The sequence below is a fragment of the Thermoanaerobaculia bacterium genome (assembly GCA_035717485.1).
GTDB lineage: Bacteria > Acidobacteriota > Thermoanaerobaculia > UBA5066 > DATFVB01 > DATFVB01.
Window position 1 is genome coordinate 1 of sequence record DASTIQ010000247.1, and the last position, 17,405, is coordinate 17,405.

Below are 17,405 nucleotides of genomic sequence, written 5' to 3' on the forward strand. Positions count from 1 at the left end.
GGCGCTGCGGCCGCGGCCGTGAGAGAGGCGCGGTGGCGCGCCCTGGCGCAACGCGAGCTCGCCGGCGAAGTGGTTCTCGGGACCATCCGTCCGGAAGACCTCGAGGCGCTCGTCTCGGGCCGCCGGTTCCGGCGCGACTGGCTCCCGGGAACCTCCGAGCGCCGGGTTTTCCGGCGGTTCGCGAGGCGTCTCGCGCGCGCGAAGCGGGCTCAGGCCCGCGCCGCGTCGACGCGCCGGAAGCTCCTGCAGGTCCAGATCCTGACCCTTCGGACCCGTCTGCGCGGCGCCGTGTCCACCCTGGCCGCGCGGGAGGGTCTCGACTGAAGGGAGATCAGACCTCGAGCCGGTCTCCCGGCCGGGCGACGAGGGCGTAGAGCACCGGCATCTGGAAGACCGAGAGCAGCAGGCGCGAGATCAGGCCTCCGACGATCACGAGCGCGAACGGCCTCTGCGAATCCGACCCGATCCCCGTCGACAGGGCTGCCGGGAGGAGGCCGAACGCCGCGACCAGAGCGGTCATCATGATCGGGCGCAGTCTCAGCAGGGCGGCTTCCCGCGTCGCTTCGCGGATCCCCATTCCCGCGTCGCGCCGGAGCTCGTTCGCGTACGAAACGTAGATCACGGCCGTCTGGACCGACACTCCGAAGAGCGCGAGAAAGCCGATCCCGGAGGAGACGGAGAAGGGCGTGCCCGTCGCCCAGAGCGCGACCAGCCCCCCGACCGGCGAGGACAGGAGGACGGCCGCCACCGTGATGATCGGGAACTTGAAGTTGCTGTAGAGGGCGAAGAGGATGAGGAAGATGAGGAAGAGCGTCGACGGGAGCACGAGCTTCATCTGCCGGCGGGACGCCGTGTAGTCGCGATACTCGCCCCCCCAGACGAGGCGGTACCCCGGCGGAAGGCGGAGGGCCTCCCCGATGCGGGCCTGGGCGTCCTCGACGGCGCTCGCGAGATCCCGACCCGCGACCGAGTACTGCACCCCGATGTAGCGCGAATTGTCCTCGCGGTAGATGAACGAAGCGCCGCTGGCGATCCGGATGTCCGCAAGCTCCTTGAGAGGCACCTGCGGCCCCCCCGGCGTCGCGACGAGGATGTCCCCGATCTCCTCCGCGTTCTGGCGGAAGCGGGGCTCCAGCCGCACGACGAGGTCGAAGAGCTTCTCTCCCTGGACGACCTGGGTCGCCGCCGTCCCCCCGACCGCGGCCTCGATCAGGTCGTTCACGTCCGCGACGTTGACCCCGTAGCGGGCGATCTTCGCCCGGTCGATCGTGATGGTCAGGCTCGGCTGCCCGAGCTCCTGCGCGATGCTCACGTCCCGGATGCCGCGGGTCTCCTCGAGGACGTGCTTGATCTCCTTCGCCTTCGCTTCGAGGACCGCGAGATCGGGGCCGAAGACCTTGACGGCGAGCGCGCTCTTCAAACCGGTCTCGGCCTCGTCGACCGCGTCCTCCGCCGGCTGGGTGTAGTTGAAGATGATCCCGGGGAAGGCCGAGAGCTTCCGGTCGATCGCCGCGATCAGCTCCGGCTTCGTCCGCCTCCCGGACTTCCACTCCCGATACGGACGCAGGCCGACGTAGAACTCGGCGTTGAAGAAGCCCGTCGGGTCCGTCCCGTCGTCGGGTCTTCCGTGCTCGGATCCGACGTCGGTCACTTCGGGGAAAGATCGGAGGATCGCGCGGATCTGCGGCGTGATCTTCGCGGACTCCTCGAAGGAGATCGTGTAGGGCATCGTGGCGCGCACCCAGAGCGCGCCCTCGTCGAGTTTCGGCATGAATTCCGCGCCGATCGACGGGATCAGCAGGAGCGAGGCCGCCAGGATCGCGACCGAGATGCCGGTCGTCGCCCGCGGGTGGGCGAGGCACCGGTCGAGGACTCGCCCGTACGTCCGCTTGATCGCCTCCATCACGGCATTGCGGCGCTCGCGGACGCCGCGCCGCAGCGCCCAGGAGCAGAGCGCGGGGAGGAGCGTGAGGGTCAGGACGAGGGCGCCGACGAGGGCGAAGATCGTCGTGTCCGCCATCGGCTTGAAGAGAAGACCCGACGGTCCGGTGAGGACGTAGATCGGGAGGAAGCCCGCCACGATGACCGCGACGGCGTAGAAGATCGGCCGGTCGACCTCCGCCGCGGCCTCCGCGATCACTTCCAGGATCCGGAAGGGGCGGCCCTCGCGCATCGCGACCCGTCGGAAGATGTTCTCGACCATGACGACACCGCCGTCGACGAGGATGCCGAAGTCGATCGCGCCGATCGACAGGAGATTCGCCGGGACGTGGCGGAGGTCGAGGCAGATGAAGGCGAAGAGGAGCGACAGGGGGATCGTGACCGCGACGATCAGGCCGGTGCGCACGTCGTACAGGAAGAAGACGAGGATCAGGATCACGAAAACCATTCCGCGGAGGAGGTTGTCCTCGACGGTCCGGGTCGTGAGCGCGATCAGGTCGCGGCGGTCGTAGAAGGGACGGATCCGGACGTCCTTCGGGAGAATCGACGTGTTCAGCTCGCGGGTTTTCGCCTCGACTCTCCGGAGAACGACCTGGGCCTGCTCCCCCTTGCGCATGAGAATGACGCCCTCGACGGCGTCCTTCTGGTCGTCGAACCCGAACTGGCCGAGACGCGGAGCGATTCCGATCTCGACCCGCGCGACGTCCCGCACGAGCACGGGAACTCCGTTGTGGACGGCGAGGACGACGTTTCCGATGTCGTCCGGCGTTCGGAGCCGGCCGAGGCCGCGGACGTAGTAGAACTGGCCGCCCTGCGAATAGAAGCCGCCCCCGGCGTTCCCGTTGTTGGCCGCGAGCGCCGAGACCACGGCGGGTACCGAGAGTCCGGCTCCGGCGATTTTCGCGGGATCGAGCAGGACGTGGTACTGCATCGTCTGCCCGCCGAGGCCCGAGTCGTCCGCGACCCCGGGCACGGACTTGAACTGCCGCTCGACGATCCAGTCCTCGATGGTCTTCAGCTCCATCGGCGACCGGTCGGGGCTCTCCAGCACGTACCGGTAGATCAGGCCCGAAGGGGAGAAGAGCGGGGCGACCGAGGGCGACACCCCGTCCGGGAGCCCGAGATCGGGGATCCTCTCGAAGACCTGCTGGCGCGCGAAGTTGTTGTCGGTCCCGGTCTGGAACGTCAGGCGCACGTCGGAGAGTCCGTAGAGCGAGATCGAGCGGATCGTCGTCATCGCCGGGATGCCGTTCATCTCGACCTCGACCGGGACGGTGATGAGCCGTTCGACCTCCTCGGCCGCCTTGCCCGGCCACTGCGTGATGATTTCGACCATCGGCGGAGAGAGGTCGGGATAAGCGTCGACGGGCAGCCGGGTGAACGACCACACGCCGGCCGCGGCGAGCACGAGCGCGAGGAAGAGGACGAGGAAGCGCTGGCGGAGCGCCGAGGAAACGACCCGGTTGATCACCGAGGCCGTCCGGGGCGGATTCTCCGGCGGGGGAAGGCCGGCTTCGCTCACTGGCTTTCCGCGAACTGCATGAAGAGCGCGCCCTCGACGACGACCCGGTCTCCCGCCCGAACGCCGGAGCGCGCTTCGATCCGGTCGCCCTCGCGGGAGCCGAGGTCGATCCGCCGCCGGAGGAAGGACCCGCCGGCCGCCTCGACGTAGACGAACGGGAGGTTCTCGTCGTCCCGAAGGACGGCCGAGGCCGGGAGCAGCACGCCCCGGCTCTCGCGGGGGGAGTGGATCGCGACGCGCACGTACTGGTCCTTCTTGAGGAGCCCGCTCGGATTCCGGAGGACGACGCGCACGCCGATCGCGCGCGTCGAGGGGTCGACGAGCGAGGCGACGTATTCGACCGTCCCTCCCATCGGCGCCTCCGCCGAACCCGCGGAGACGTCGGCCGCGGCGCCGACGGAGACGAACGGCACGTCCTGTTCGAAGACGTTGGCGATCACCCAGACGCGCGAGAGATCGGCGATCGTGAAGCAGGCCGTCGTGCCGGCCTGCAGGAGCTGGCCGGGGGAGATGAGCCGCTCGACGACGGTTCCCGCGATCGGGGACCGGATGACGGCGTGGGGAGATTCCGCGGCACGACCCTCCTGGAGCGCCCGGACCGTGGCTTCGGGAATGCCGATCGACCGCAGCTGGGCGAGGGAGGCGTCGCGGTCGGCTTCCGCCGAGAGGGCTTCCGTTTCGGCCTGCTGCATTTCGCGGCGCGAGATCCCGCCCGCGTCGAAGAGCTTCTTGTCGAGGTCGGCGATCCGGCGGAGGTTCGCCGCCGACGCCGCCGACTTCCGGTATCCTGAAACGGCGGAGGCGAAATCGGGAGACGTGACTTCGGCGAGCGCCTGCCCCGCCGACACCCGGGTCCCGGGCGGCGTCAGGACGCGGGCGACGGGTCCCGAGATCCCGGCGATCACCTGCGTCGAAGCGTTCTGATCGAACGCGACGGTCCCGGTCGACTCGATCGTCCGGTGGAACGGGGCTTCGCGGACTTCCTGGACGGTGATCCGGCTCCGCTGCTCCGGGGTGAGCGAAAGGCCGGAGGGTGCCGCGGCGGAGGCCGGAGCGGGGGGCGGTGCGCCTCGGCGGGCGCAGGCCGCGGCGAGGAAGACCGCGCCCGCGAGGGCGATGCGGGCGGTCCGGGCGTCAGGGAACATTCGAGTCTCCTTGCGAAGCGGAAGGGACGTAGTCCCCCACCGCGAGGTCGAGCTGGGCGGCGGCGTCGTTGGCGGCCCCGAGCGCCTGCGTGAGCTGAGAGGTGGCGGCGAGCAGCGCGGAACGGGCGTTGATCAGGTCGACGGCGGAAGACCCCCCCAGGGCGTAGCTCTCGGAGGCGACGTGGAAAGCGTCGTTGGCCTGCGGCAACAGCTCGTCGCGGATCCAGACCGCCTGCCGGCGCGCCGAGTCGGCGGCCGCCCAGGCCGTCCGGACGTCGAGCTCGACCTGCGCCCGCGTGACCGTCTCGTCGGCGGCGAGCTCCGCCTGGCGGGCTTCGGCCGCCGCGACGTCCCCCTTCTCGTGCTGCCAGAAGAAGAGCGGTACGGCGATCGCTCCCGAAGTCGAATACGCCGCCGGAAAGCCTTCCGTGTGATTCCGGAAGAGCGAGATGTTCAGATCGGGGAACCAGAACTCGCGGGCCAGCTTCGCCGCGAATCGCGCGCCTTCCCGCTGGGCGACGATCGACGCGATCTCCGGGCGATGCGCCACCGCGCGGGCGAGGAGATCGCCGACCTCCGCCGGCGCGGGCGGGACCTCGAGCTTGCCCGCGGGCTCGATCGGAGCGCCGGGGGGGCGCGCCAGCAGGCGGTTCAGGGAGGCCCGCGCGGTCATGAGCGTCCTCTCGTCGGCGATCGTCTGGTTCCTCGCCTGCGCGAAGGCGACCTTCGCCTGCAGCACGTCGAGGCGGGCGACCGTTCCCGCGTCGAAGCGCGCCTGGGTCTTGGCGAGCACGTCCTGCGATATCCGTTCGGCCTCGCGGTCGTTCTCGAGCTGCGCCTCCGCGACCATGAGCGCGTCGAAGGCGGTCGCGGTCTGCGAGGCGATCTGCTGCCTCAGTTGCGTCCAGGAGAGCTCCGCCGCGCGGAGGGCCGCTCCCGAGACGCGGCGGTTCAGCCGGAACTTGTCGGGAAACGGGATCGTGAGACTCGCGCCGACGTCGCGCGTCTGCGCCGAGCCGAAATTCCCGAGGCTCGACTGCTGCTCGTACGTCCACGCGAAGGCCGGGTCCGGAAAGGCCGTGGCCTGGGCGATCCCGGCCCGCGCCTGTTCGACCTGGGCGCGCGCCGCGGCGATCTGCGGGTTCCGCGCGAGAGCCTCGGCCACCGCGTCCGGACGCGAGACGCGCGCGACGTCTTCGGCCGCCGCCGGGGGCGAGACGAGCGCGGCGAAGCCGGACGCGGCGAGCGCGGCGACACGGAACAACCGGAAGAAACACGGAACGAGCCCCGACCGCAAGGCGACCTCCTCTCGAAATGTGGAAGAGACGGGGAAGAGGGGATCAGGCGGCCGGGGGAGGGCGGCTCTCGACGGAGGCGCGCGGAGCGACGAACGGGCGGGCGGGAATCGGGGAAGCCAGGCGTTCGGCGAGCGCGAGGGTTCCCACCGGCGGAGCGAATGCCGAAGCCACGCTGACGAGGCCGTCGAGGGCGCACGCGGGGCAGCTGTCGCCGCCGGGAAGCGCCGACGGGACCGCGACCCGGGATTCCGAAGCGGCGCGCCCGAGGTCGTTGTCCGCCGCGGAATGGAAGGAGACCGCCACCAGCAGGAACAGCATCGTTCCGAGGAGCGCGAAGGCCTTCCGCCGGCGGATGGTGGTGGTCCTCATCGGGCGCAGGTTAGCAGATCCGGCCGGAAATTCCAACGGGAGAGCGAAAAAAAGCCCGGCCCGCAAGCGCGGGCCGGGCCGACTTTCAGCCGGAGGAGGGACGAGCCCTACTCGATCGAGATCTTCGTCGCGAGGATGCTTCCGTCGGTTTGGAGCGTGCCCTGGACTTCGACACTCATTCCATCCGCCAGGTCGGCGAACGTCATGGCGTTGTGGTCCTGCTGGATGACGGTGCTGGAATTGACATCGATCGTGACCGTGCTCGCGTCCTCGAGCGTGAGAACGAAGGTCTGGGTTCCGCTGTCCGGCGCCCCGGTGATCGTGCCGGACACCTCGACGTCTTCGACCTCGGGCGGCTCGAAGCTCACCTTGCAGGCCACGATGCTGCCGTCAGTCTGGAGCGTGCCCTCGATTTCGACGGCATCCCCGTCCGCGACGTCGGCACAGGCGGCCGGAGTGTGATGCGGCCCGAAGTACTGCGTGGTGTCGGTCAGCGTGACGTCGACGTCGCCGGAGCCGGTCGTCACGACCATCGTGCCGGCGCCGCAGTCGGGCGTTCCGCTGACGGTTCCGGAGATTTCGTCCTGGCAGGAATCCGGCGCTTCGATGTTGACGTTCGCGGCGAGAACGGACGTGTCGCCCTGCGTCCCGCAGACCTCGACGGTGTCTCCGAGCTGGATCTGGTCGCAGGTCGACGCCGTGTGGCCCTTCGTGAAGAACTGCGTGTTCGTGTCGAACGTGACGTCGATGTCGCCCGAATCGGTCGTGACGGTCATCGTGTTCGCGCCGCAGTCGATCGCGCTCACGGTTCCCTGGACCTCGGTATCGCACTCCGTTCCGGAGCCGCCCTGCGAGCCGCCGCCTCCGTTGTTCTGGACGAAGATGACGAACGCGAGATATCCGCCCCCGTCCTGCGGCGCGGCCTTGACGTGAATTCGGGCACCGACGGCGATCTGGTCGGCGGTCATCACCGTCCACCCGTGGCGGATGATCGTCGTGTCCTGGAGCGTGACCACGACCGGGCCGAGCTGGTCGTCGGTCAGCGAGATCGTTCCCCCGATCGTGTCGACGCCGGTAACCGTTCCCTCGAGCTCCGCGCCGTCGTGGCCGCGCCCGTCCGCGGGAGCGAGGCCGAGATGGCCGAGGGAAGGCGCCGTGATCCGGACGTGGCCACGGTCGGCGCGGGCGGGGCCGACCGCGACCGCGGAGAGAAAGAGGAGACAGAGGCCAATTGGGGAGAATCGGAACCGAAAACGCATGGAAGGTCCTCCTCGCGATTAGGCTCCGGAGGACTCTGCAACACCCTTTCGGGGAATTCCGAGCAAGGGGATTTCAGAAACCCTCGGACGCCTGCGGGGATTGTAGCAAATCCCCCGCCACGTCAACCGGCCTTCACGAAGAGCGAGACGCCGAGGAGGATGGCGAAACCGACGACGGTCGAGAGCGCGACCGGAATTCCGGAACCGGTCCGATGAGCCTCGGGAAGGAGGTGAGCGGCCCCGAGGTACAGGAAGAAACCCCCGAAGAGCCCGAGCGCGGGAGCGAGCAGGGCGGGCGGAAACTTCCAGAGGAGCGTCGAGGCGGCGCCGAGACACGGCGCCGCGGCGTCGGCGACGAGCCAGGCGTTCGCGCGGGAATCGCTCTTTTCCTTCAGCAGCATCGCCGTGTTCAGGCCGTCCGAGAAGTCGTGCGCGATCACGGCGGCGGCGACCGCGGCGCCCGCCGAAGAGGACACCTGGAAGCCCACGCCGATCGCGGCCCCGTCGAAGAAGCTGTGGATGGTCACCGCGAGCGCGCCGAGATCCCCGGCGTGCGAGTGCCCGGGCTCTCCGTAGTTCGGTTCGGGATGCGAGTGGAAGGCGAGGAATTTCTCGAGGAGATGGAACACGAGGAAGCCCCCGGCGGCGAACCCCGTGACGAGGACGGGCCGCCGCCCGAGCGACTCCGCGATCGCCAGCCCTTCGGGCAGGAGGTCGAAGAGGGCGGCGCCGAGCAGCATTCCGGCGGCGAGCCCGAGTACGAGATGGAGCCGTCTTCCCGAGCGGCGCCCCACGATTCCGCCCGCCATCGTCGAGAAGAAGGTCAGCAGCGCGAGGAAGACGGCCATTCGTGCGGGATCATACGTCGGAGAATCTTCGTCTTCGGAGTTCTCGGGAACGGCCGAGGTGACAATCCACGTCAGCTCCGGAACCGTTCGGCGCGAATTTCCGGCCGCCGCGGAAGGAAGAACGGATTTTCGCGGGACGGCGGTCAGTCGCCGGGCTCCGATTCGGCCGCCGTACGCTCGAGCGCGCCGATGCCCCGGGCGAGCACCTCTTCGAGCTTCGCGGCCGGGACGGGGCGGCAGAGGAGGAACCCCTGGGCGTGGTCGCACCGGTGGCGCCGCAGGAAGGCGAGCTGGCTTTCCGTTTCCACCCCCTCGGCGGTGACCGTGAGCTTCATGCCGTGGGCGAGCACGATCACCGCGCGGGAGATCGCGGCGTCGTCGACGCTCGTGTCGATGTCCCGGAGAAACGCGCGGTCGAGCTTCAGCGTGTCGATCGGAAGCCGCTTCAGCATTCCGAGGGAGGAGTAGCCGGTTCCGAAGTCGTCCATGCTGATGCGCACGCCGAGCTGCCGGACCGCGTAGAGCACCGCGAGGCTCTCGTCGGGGTTGTTCATCGCGACGCTCTCGGTGATCTCCATCTCGAGGTCCGAGGGTTCCACGCCGGCGTCCCGCAGGGCGCGGCCGATGTCGCCGGGAAGGGTCGGGATCGCGAGGAGGCGCGTCGAGAAATTGATCGCCACCCGCGGCGGGCGCCGCCCGGCGTCGCGCCAGCGTCGGATCTGCCCGGCGGCGGTCGCGAGCACCCAGGCCCCGAGGGGAACGATCAACCCGGTCTCCTCGGCGAGCGGGATGAAATCGGTGGGGAGGACGAGGCCGCGATCCGGATGCTGCCATCGCACGAGGGCTTCCACGGCCACCGTCTCCCCCGTCGCGAGATCGACGATCGGCTGGTAATGGAGCCTCAGCTCCCCGTTCTCGACCGCGCGGCGGAGACCGGTCTCGAGGGCCAGCCGGTTGACCGAGCGCTCGTTCAGGACCGGCGTGAAGAGCTGGAAGTTGTCCCGGCCCTGTTCCTTCGCGCGGTACATCGCCGTGTCCGCGTTCTTGATCAGCGTCTCGCCCGAGTCCCCGTCGCTCGGGAAGACGCTGATCCCGAGGCTCGTCGTGACGAAGAGCTCCTCGTCCCCGATCCGGAAGGGGAGGCGGATCCCGGAGACGATCTTCTCGCCGATCCTTGCGGCGTCTTCGACGTTCTTCAGGTCCGAGAGCACGACGACGAATTCGTCGCCGCCCAGCCGGGCGACGGTGTCCCCCTGGCGCACGACGCTCGTCAGACGCTCGCCGACGCGCTGCAGGAGCCGATCCCCCATCGGATGGCCGAGGCTGTCGTTGACCACCTTGAAACGGTCGAGGTCCAGGAACAGGACGGCGATCGATCTCGCATCGTGGCGCGCGCGGGAGATCGCGATCTCGAGGCGGTCCTGGAGCAGCGCGTGGTTCGGAAGTCCCGTCAGCGCGTCGTGGTAGGCGAGATGTTCGATCCTCTCCTGCGCCCGGCGGCGCTCGGTGATGTCCTCCGCGGTTCCCGCCAGACCGATGACCCGGCGGCCGGCGACCAGCGGCGCGATCGAGAAGGTGATCGGCGCGAGAGACCCGTCCCGGCGGACGAGATCGGTCTCGAAGAGCGAGACGAGCACGCGGTCGCGGGCCGCCTTCCGGAACTGCGCGCGGACCTCGGCCAGGCGCGAGAAGGGAATCAGGCGCTCCGCCGGAAAACCGATCAACTCCTCCGTCGCGTACCCCGTGATCTCGCACGCGCGCCGGTTCACGAGCGTGAAACGGCCGCGCCGATCGAGCGCGAAAATCGCGTTCGTCGCGCTCTCGAGCACCCGCTCGCGGAACTGGTCGGCGTCGCGCAGCGCCTCGGAGGCGCGCCGGCGGGCGATCGCCGACGCGATGTGCCGGGAGACGAACATCAGGATGTCGCGGTCCTTTTCGCGGAACCGACGTTCGGGCGAGTAGCTCTGGACGACGAGCGCGCCGAAGACTCCCCCTTCCGTGCGGAGGGGGGCGCCGAGCCAGTCGATCGAGGGCGCGCAGCGGGGCGCGACCGCGCCCCGCTGGACGAGGGCGTCGAACTGCTCGGGAGAGGCGAGCAGCGGCTCGCCGGTCGCGATGACGTAGTCCGTGAGGCCCCCGGAGGCTCCCGCGGGAGGCGCCGTCTCCGCCTCGTCGGCGAAGTAGGGAAAGGTCAGCCGGCCCGTCGCCCGGTCCCGGAGCGCCACGTAGAAATTGCGGGCGTCCATGAGTTCTCCGACGATCCGGTGGATGGCCGCGTAGAAGTGCGGCAGGTCTTCCACCGAGGAGGCGGTTTCCGCGATGCGGTAGAGCGCGGACTGGAGCCGTTCCGCTTCCCGGCGCTCCGTGATGTCCCGGCCGATCCCGATCAGGCCGACGACCTCGCCCTTCTCGTCTCGGATCGGGGACGTCACGAGCTCGACGGGGATCTCCCGCCCGTCGCGGGCGACCGTGACGACCTCGCCCTTCCACCCCGACCGGCGGCTCCCGCGGAGGATCTCGGCGGCCTGCGAGTCCGGGGTTCTCGGCGACCAGAGCGTGGTCACGCGCCGGCCGAGAACCTCCTCGGCCCGGTATCCGTAGGTGTCGAGGAACGCGGCGTTGACGAAGAGGAGCCGATCGTCGAGGTCGGTGATCCGGACGAGGTCGGAAACGCTCCGCATCGAGTCCTGCAGCAGGCGGAGCTCGCGCTGCGTCCGGTTCCGTTCCGTGAAGTCCCGGAAATTGACGACGAACGCGTCGACGCCGGGCTCGCCGAAGCGGTTCGTGCCGCTCCCCTCGATCTCCCGCCACGAGCCGTCCCGGTGCCGGACCCGGAATTCCGCGACGGCGGTGCGGCCGGGATGCTCCATCAGGTCGGCGAACAGCGCCCGCGCGTTCTGGAGGTCGTCGTCGTGGATCAGCGAGAACGCGTCGCGTCCGACGAGCTCGGCGGGGCGATAGCCGAGGAGCCGTTCGTGAGACGCGCTCGCGAACAGGAAGTGTCCGCCCCGGTCGAGGAGGGCGATGCCGTCCGTGCTGTTCTCGACGAGCGCCCGGAAGAGCTCGCCGCCGCTCGCAGGGGGCGGAAGGGGACCGGAGTTCATGCTCGAGCGGTCATCTTCCCATCGGGGTCAGTGGCGAACAAGAGGCGCGCACTCGGCGGGCTCCCGGACCTCGATCTGGATCGTCGCGTGCTCGACGTGGTGGTCGGCCCGGAGCCTCTCTTCGACCTTCCGGAGGACGGCGGATCCGTCCGTCCCGGGGGCGACCGCGACGTGGACGCTGGCGCAGTGCACGCCGGACGTGAGCGTCCAGACGTGCAGGTCGTGCACCGACAGGACTCCCGGAAGCTCCCGCAGGCCCAGAGTGAGCCCCGGCTGGTCGACCTCGGCCGGCGCGCCCTCGAGCAGGATGTGGGCGGATTGCCGGAGGAGGGAGACGGTCCGCGGGAGGATGAACACCGCGATCGCGGCCGAGAGGGCCGGGTCGATCCACGCCTCGTGCGTCGCCGCGATCGCGACGGCCCCCAGGACCACCGCGGCGGCCGCGAGCGCGTCGGCCGCGACCTCCAGGTAGGCGCCCTTGACGTTGAGGCTCTCGTTGCGGTGGGAATGGAGGAGGCGGACGGAGAGGATGTTGCCCGCGAGCGCGACCGCGCCGAAGACGAGCATCGGAAGCGGCGCGACGTCCGCCGGGTGCTCGAGCCGCCGCCAGGCTTCCCAGAGGATCGCGCCGCAGATGACGAGGAGGACCTGCGCGTTGATGAACGCGGCGAGGATCTCGGCACGGTAGAGGCCGAAGGTGTGCCGCGCGCTCGCGCCCCGTTCCGCGATCCGGACCGCGATGTAGGAGAGGGAGAGGGCGGCCGCGTCGGTCAGCACGTGGCCGGCGTCTGCCCAGAGCGCGAGGCTGTGCGCGATCGCGCCCCCGACCGCCTCGACCGCGAAGAGGACGCCGGAGACGGCGAGCGCCCCTCCGAGGCGGCGGCGGGTCTCGGCGCGGGATTCGGGCCCCATCGGCCGGATTATCCCCCGGCGCCGCCGCCGTCCCCCGCTCCGTCCCCTCGCGGCGCGGAGCGAATATGATCGGCCGATGGACGTGACCGAGCCGAAGAAGAGCCGGGGGACCGGCGACGAAGAGGCGTTCGCCGAGATCCTCGCCCGTTCCGCGGAGGACGTCGAGTCGCTGTTCTCGATCACCCGGGAAATGAAGAAGCGCGGCGAGAAGGAGAAACCGCGGGCTCTGCTGGCCCGCCTGGCCGCCGCGCAGGAGGAGCAGGGACTCTACCGCGCGCGGCTGGAGACTCTCCTCGAGATCGCCCGCGCGTTCCCGAACAAGGCGGCGTCTCCCGAGGAGATCGCGGACGCGTTCCGGTTCGCCTGGCCCGACCATCCGTCGCTGGAGGTCCTGATCGCGCATTTCCTCCCGGCACGGGCCAACGTCGTCGACGCCGCGGAGCGCCTCCGCCGATGGGTCCGGTTCGCGCCGGGGGACGTCTATTTCTTCGCCGGGCACGGGGCGGGCCGCGTCGTCGAGCTTTCTCCCGCGATCGACGCCGTGCGCTTCGAATTCGAGGGGGGAGAGAAACTCTCGCTTCCCCCCGGGGCGGCCGCGAAGAACCTCGTCCCGCTTCCTCCCGGAGACTTCCGGCGGGACCGGCTCGAGGACCGCGCGGCTCTCCGGGAGCGGTCGCTCGCGGATCCCGCGGGCGCCGTCCGGCACCTGATCGAGAGCATGGGGCGGCCGGTCACCGCGGCCGAGATCAAGGACGCGTTCGCGAGCGTCGTGCCCGCGGAGCGGTGGACGTCCTTCTGGAACGCCGCCCGCAAGCACCCCCAGCTCGTCGTCTCGGGGACCGGGAAGAACGCCGGATACCAGTGGCGCGCCTCGGCGGAAGCCGCGAGCGACTCCGTGCGGGAGGAGTTCACGGCCGCCCCGGTGGCGCGGCGGCTGGAGATCGCCCGCAAGAACGTTCGCCGCCCCGAGCTCCTCTCGTACTTCGCGGAGTCGCTCGCGGGAGAGGGATGGCGGGAGGCGACCCCGGCGGAGCGTCTCGAGATCGCCCTCTTCCTCGAGGAGGGGAAGAGCGGCGTCGCCGCGCCCGTCGCCGCGGCGGATCTGGCCAACGCGCCCGGCGGAGCCGAGGTCTCGCGCGCGCTGCCCGATCCCGCGCTTCGCTGGAAGGCGTACCGCGCAATCCGCGAACGCGACCCGCGATGGAGCGAAGTCTTCGCGGAGCTCTTCGCGGGAGAAGACGACGCCCGCACGCTCGCGGCGATCGACGGCGCGCTCGCCGAGGGGGCGCCCGCCGTCCGCGAAGCGCTCGCCGCCCGGATCGCCGCGAACCCGCGAACCGCGCCGCGCGCGTTCCTCTGGCTGGCGGAGAAACGCGCGGAGCTGCCGCACGCCGCCGCTCTCTTCGGCCCGCCGACGCTCTTCGCGCTCCTCGAGGCGCTCCGCCTTCCGGAGTTCGCGCCGCACCGCGCAAAGCTGAAGACGATGTTCGACCGCGGCGGGCTGGCGCTCGAGCTCGTCGCCCGCGTGGCGGACGAAGACGAGGCGAGGAGGCTCCTCACCACCGCCGAGCGCGCGCCCGGGCTCGAGGAGTTCCGGCGCGACGACCTGAAGCAGGCGGTCCACCGCCGGTTCCCGGATCTTCGGGGGCCGCGCGTCGAGCCCTTGTACGTCACGCCCGAATCCCTGGAAGCGCGCCGTGCCGAGCTCGAGCAGCTCCTGACCGTCGAGATGCCGAAGAACGGCCGGGCGATCCAGGAAGCGGCGGCGATGGGGGACCTCCGGGAGAATTTCGAGTACCACTCGGCGCGGGCCCGGCAGGAGTTCCTCGCGGCGCGCGTCGCCACTCTGCGAGGCGACCTCGCGCGCGCCCGGCCGCTCGATCCGGCGCGCGTCGACACGTCGGAAGTCCGCGTCGGAACGCGAGTCGTGCTCACCGCCGGGGAACGCTCGCGGGAAGCCGCGGTTCTCGGGCCCTGGGATTCGCGGCCCGAGGAGGGCATCTATTCGTACCAGTCCGAATTCGCCCAGAAACTCCTCGGAAACAAGCCCGGGGACGCCGTCCTCCTCGACGGCGAAGAGTGGAGAATCGGGGCGATCCGCCCTTGGCGGGAGACCTGAAGATCGCGGCCGCGGCGCTCGCCGGCGCCGCGTTCCTGGCCGTCCCGGTACGCGCGGAGACGCCCGTCACCGCCTTTCCCGCGGCGGCGGATTCCGCGGAATGGACGACGCTTCTGTCGAAGTACGTCGACGGGCGAGGACTCGTCGCGTACGCGGACTGGAGGGGCGACGCCGAGGACCGAAAGCGGCTCCGCGAGGTGATCGCGGGCTTCGCCGAGGCCGCGCCGCCGCCTCCCCCCGACGCGAGGCTCGCGTCGCTCTTCAACGCGTACAACGCGTTCATCATCGAGACCGTGCTCGACCGCTATCCCGTGGCCTCGATTCGAGCCATCCCCGGGGCGTTCACCGCCGAAACTCACCGCTTCGGCGGACGCCTCTGCTCGCTCGACGAGATCGAGCACGCCGCGGTCGCCCTCGGGGGCTATCGCGCGCACGCCGCGATGGTCTGCGCCTCGCGCTCCTGCCCGCCCCTCGACCGCCGCGCGTTCGCGGCGGAAGGACTGTCGAGACGGCTGGACGAGCGGATGCGGGCGTGGCTCGCGCGGCCCGATCTCTGGCAGTTCGAGCCCGCGGAGAATCTCGTGCGGGCGCCCCGGTACCTGGACTGGTATCGCGGGGATTTCGAGCGAGCCGGAATCCCGCGCCTGCTGTCGGAATACGCGCCCGCGCGTTTCCGCGGGTGGCTCGCCCGCGGCGCTTTTCGCCTCGAATATCTCGACTATGATTGGAGCCTGAACGACCGGACGGCGGGGCGCGGCCGGGAATAGAAGGAGCCGCTTCCGCGTTTTCCGGCATGGAGGATTCGGAATGTCTGAAAAGGTCCGGGAAGTTTCCGACGATTCGTTCGAGACCGAGGTCGTGAAGAGCGCGACCCCCGTCTTCGTGGATTTCTGGGCGCCGTGGTGCGGGCCGTGCCGTTCGGTCGCCCCGATCGTCGAGGAGCTCGCCAGCCAGTACGACGGCAAGGTCAAGATGGCGAAGATCAACGTCGACGACTCGCCCGAGGTCGCGCAGAAGTTCATGGTCACTTCGATCCCGACGTTCATCCTGTTCAAGAACGGCGAGGCCGCGGACCGGACGATGGGAGCGATGCCGAAAGGGCAGTTCCAGCAGTTCATCGACCGCAACCTCTGATCCGCGGCCGTCCCCGGTCGTCCCGCGCCCGCCGCCCCGGCGGGCGTTTTGTTATCCTCCCGGCGAAAGCCGCCCGTGACGCATCCGCTTCTGGCCACTCACGCGATCGCCGCGGTCGAGCACTACCTCGAGCGCGAGACGGTGGTCGGAGTGTTCGTCCTCCTCTTCGTCGGGGCGTTCGGCCCGAGCCCGCCCGAAGAGTCGATCCTGCTGCTCGCCGGGTACGTCGTGTACCAGGATCTCGCGCGGTTCTGGCCGATCGTCGTCTCGGCGCTCGTCGCCGCCGTGATGGGCGACACCGCGCTCTACGGAATCGGCCGGCTCCTCGGGGGGAACCTCGAGAAGCGGCCCTGGCTCGCGAAGATCTTCCGGAAGGAAAAGATCGAGGCCGTCAAGCAGCGGTTCCGGCGGTACCAGTTCCGCGCGATCGTCGCGGGGCGGTACGTCTACGGCCTGCGGCCCGTCCTCTTCTTCACGTCGGGAGCGTCGCGGATGCCGCTCTGGAAGTTCCTCGCCGCGGACTCGACGGCGGCGCTCGCCAACGCGCTCGTGTGGGTCTATCTCGGCGACCGGTTCGGGGGGAGGATCGGCGACGTCCTGCACTGGGCGGAGCGCTCGGAGACCATCCTGCTGGTCCTCGCCGGCGCGCTGATCGGCTATTTCGTCCTCGAAAACATCCTCGTCCACGCGAAGAAGTGGAAGGAAACCTCTCCGTTCGTCCGCTGGGCGACCGGCTGGAAGATCGCGGCGATCGCGGGAACGGTACTGCTGCTCGTTTACCTGGAGGTCTGGTTGCGCGCCCGCGGGGTCAGCCTCCGGCGGCTTCCGCGCCTGTAAAGCATTCGCGGGCAGCCGCGAAGAGGCCGGCCGCATTCCGATCATTTTCATTTTCGAACCCCGAAATTCGTCTCGAATTCCGGAATTCGGCGCTTCGCATCTAGGCTTTGACGGCGGCCCAGATCCAGATGAGGCCCGCCAGCGCGATCACCGCCGGCACCAGCAGGAACGCGGTCGCGAGCGACGTCGCGTCGGAGATCGCCCCGAGGAGCGGGGGAGACGGGACGTCGCCGAACAGGTGGATCGCGAACGTCGAGAGGGCGATCGCCGAGGCCCGGCGGTCCGCCGGGACGGAGTTGACGATTTCCGAGTTGATCGGTCCGGTCGAGACGAAGAGAAGCGTCTCGGAAACGACGATCGCCGCGACGTAGACGGGACGCGACGACGACGTGAACGCCACCAGCGCCGCCGGCGCGGCGAGCAGGGTCGCGACTCCCGAGACCCAGAGGTAGGCGTGGCGGGAGCGCCGGAGGAGCCGATCGCCCAGCCATCCTCCCGCGAACGTCCCGGCGAATCCCGTTCCGACGGCGATCGCCCCGAAGAGGACCGTCGCCTGGGAGCGAGGGACGCCGCGCACGCGCTCGAGAAACGCGGGGGTCCAGAAGGCGAGCGCGCCGAGGGCGAACGTGTACGCCGCGTAGCCGATGACCGCGCGGCGATAGGGGGCGATCCGGGCGAGCCCCGCGAAGCGGGCGAGGACGGAACCGTCGCTCGACGGCGGCGGAGCCGGCGCTCCGTCATCCCGGCGCGGAGGGTCGGCGAGCCGCCCCGCGAGAAAGGCGAGAAGGAGCCCGGGGGCGCCCGCGAGCAGGAACGCCGCGCGCCACCCGAATCGCTGGTCCATCCAACCCCCGAGCACGTAGCCGAGCGCGGAGCCGACCGGGATCGCGCAGAAGAACACCGCGAACACGCGGCCG

At 70.2% G+C, this 17,405-nt stretch carries 14 protein-coding genes; 5 read left to right on the forward strand and 9 right to left on the reverse strand.

Annotation, left to right across the window (positions count from 1 at the left end):
• On the forward strand, positions 1 to 324 hold a 324-nt coding region (locus VFS34_13190), incomplete at its 5' end, for a hypothetical protein (protein ID HET9795401.1).
• A gap of 7 nt (positions 325 to 331) precedes the next feature.
• Here VFS34_13190 and VFS34_13195 read toward each other — a convergent pair.
• From VFS34_13195 to VFS34_13230, 8 genes are all read right to left on the reverse strand, one after another.
• The gene (locus tag VFS34_13195; GenBank protein HET9795402.1) at positions 332 to 3,463 is read right to left on the reverse strand and encodes a CusA/CzcA family heavy metal efflux RND transporter; all 3,132 of its coding nucleotides are present in this window, start codon (positions 3,461 to 3,463) and stop codon (positions 332 to 334) included.
• On the reverse strand, positions 3,460 to 4,608 hold the full coding sequence (locus VFS34_13200) for an efflux RND transporter periplasmic adaptor subunit (protein ID HET9795403.1): 1,149 nt from the start codon (positions 4,606 to 4,608) through the stop codon (positions 3,460 to 3,462). The genes VFS34_13195 and VFS34_13200 overlap by 4 nt, the downstream gene beginning before the upstream one ends.
• Positions 4,598 to 5,905 carry a TolC family protein gene (locus VFS34_13205; GenBank protein ID HET9795404.1) on the reverse strand — a complete coding sequence of 436 codons (1,308 nt, stop codon included), beginning with the start codon at positions 5,903 to 5,905 and terminating at the stop codon, positions 4,598 to 4,600. Before VFS34_13205 ends, VFS34_13200 begins: the two co-directional genes overlap by 11 nt.
• Before the next feature lie 43 nt (positions 5,906 to 5,948).
• Positions 5,949 to 6,275, reverse strand: a complete 327-nt coding sequence (locus tag VFS34_13210; protein HET9795405.1) for a hypothetical protein — start codon at positions 6,273 to 6,275, stop codon at positions 5,949 to 5,951.
• A gap of 107 nt (positions 6,276 to 6,382) precedes the next feature.
• Entirely contained in the window at positions 6,383 to 7,534 is a 1,152-nt protein-coding gene (locus VFS34_13215; GenBank protein HET9795406.1) for a DUF5666 domain-containing protein, read from the reverse strand.
• 122 nt (positions 7,535 to 7,656) lie between these two features.
• Complete coding sequence (locus tag VFS34_13220; GenBank protein ID HET9795407.1) at positions 7,657 to 8,382, reverse strand: ZIP family metal transporter; 726 nt, start codon at positions 8,380 to 8,382, stop codon at positions 7,657 to 7,659.
• Between the two features lie 143 nt (positions 8,383 to 8,525).
• Positions 8,526 to 11,486 carry an EAL domain-containing protein gene (locus VFS34_13225; GenBank protein HET9795408.1) on the reverse strand — a complete coding sequence of 987 codons (2,961 nt, stop codon included), beginning with the start codon at positions 11,484 to 11,486 and terminating at the stop codon, positions 8,526 to 8,528.
• Positions 11,487 to 11,513: 27 nt separating this feature from the next.
• Entirely contained in the window at positions 11,514 to 12,398 is an 885-nt protein-coding gene (locus VFS34_13230) for a cation diffusion facilitator family transporter (protein HET9795409.1), read from the reverse strand.
• 76 nt (positions 12,399 to 12,474) lie between these two features.
• On the opposite strand from VFS34_13230, the gene VFS34_13235 reads away from it, so the two are divergent.
• From VFS34_13235 to VFS34_13250, 4 genes are all read left to right on the forward strand, one after another.
• Complete coding sequence (locus tag VFS34_13235; GenBank protein HET9795410.1) at positions 12,475 to 14,517, forward strand: GreA/GreB family elongation factor; 2,043 nt, start codon at positions 12,475 to 12,477, stop codon at positions 14,515 to 14,517.
• Complete coding sequence (locus VFS34_13240; protein ID HET9795411.1) at positions 14,502 to 15,284, forward strand: DUF547 domain-containing protein; 783 nt, start codon at positions 14,502 to 14,504, stop codon at positions 15,282 to 15,284. The genes VFS34_13235 and VFS34_13240 overlap by 16 nt, the downstream gene beginning before the upstream one ends.
• Positions 15,285 to 15,324: 40 nt before the next feature.
• Positions 15,325 to 15,651 carry a thioredoxin gene (trxA, locus tag VFS34_13245; GenBank protein ID HET9795412.1) on the forward strand — a complete coding sequence of 109 codons (327 nt, stop codon included), beginning with the start codon at positions 15,325 to 15,327 and terminating at the stop codon, positions 15,649 to 15,651.
• Positions 15,652 to 15,726: 75 nt separating this feature from the next.
• On the forward strand, positions 15,727 to 16,488 hold the full coding sequence (locus VFS34_13250; GenBank protein ID HET9795413.1) for a DedA family protein: 762 nt from the start codon (positions 15,727 to 15,729) through the stop codon (positions 16,486 to 16,488).
• 100 nt (positions 16,489 to 16,588) lie between these two features.
• Here the strand turns inward: VFS34_13250 and VFS34_13255 are convergent.
• Positions 16,589 to 17,405: MFS transporter (locus VFS34_13255; protein HET9795414.1), on the reverse strand; the 817-nt coding region annotated here is incomplete at its 5' end.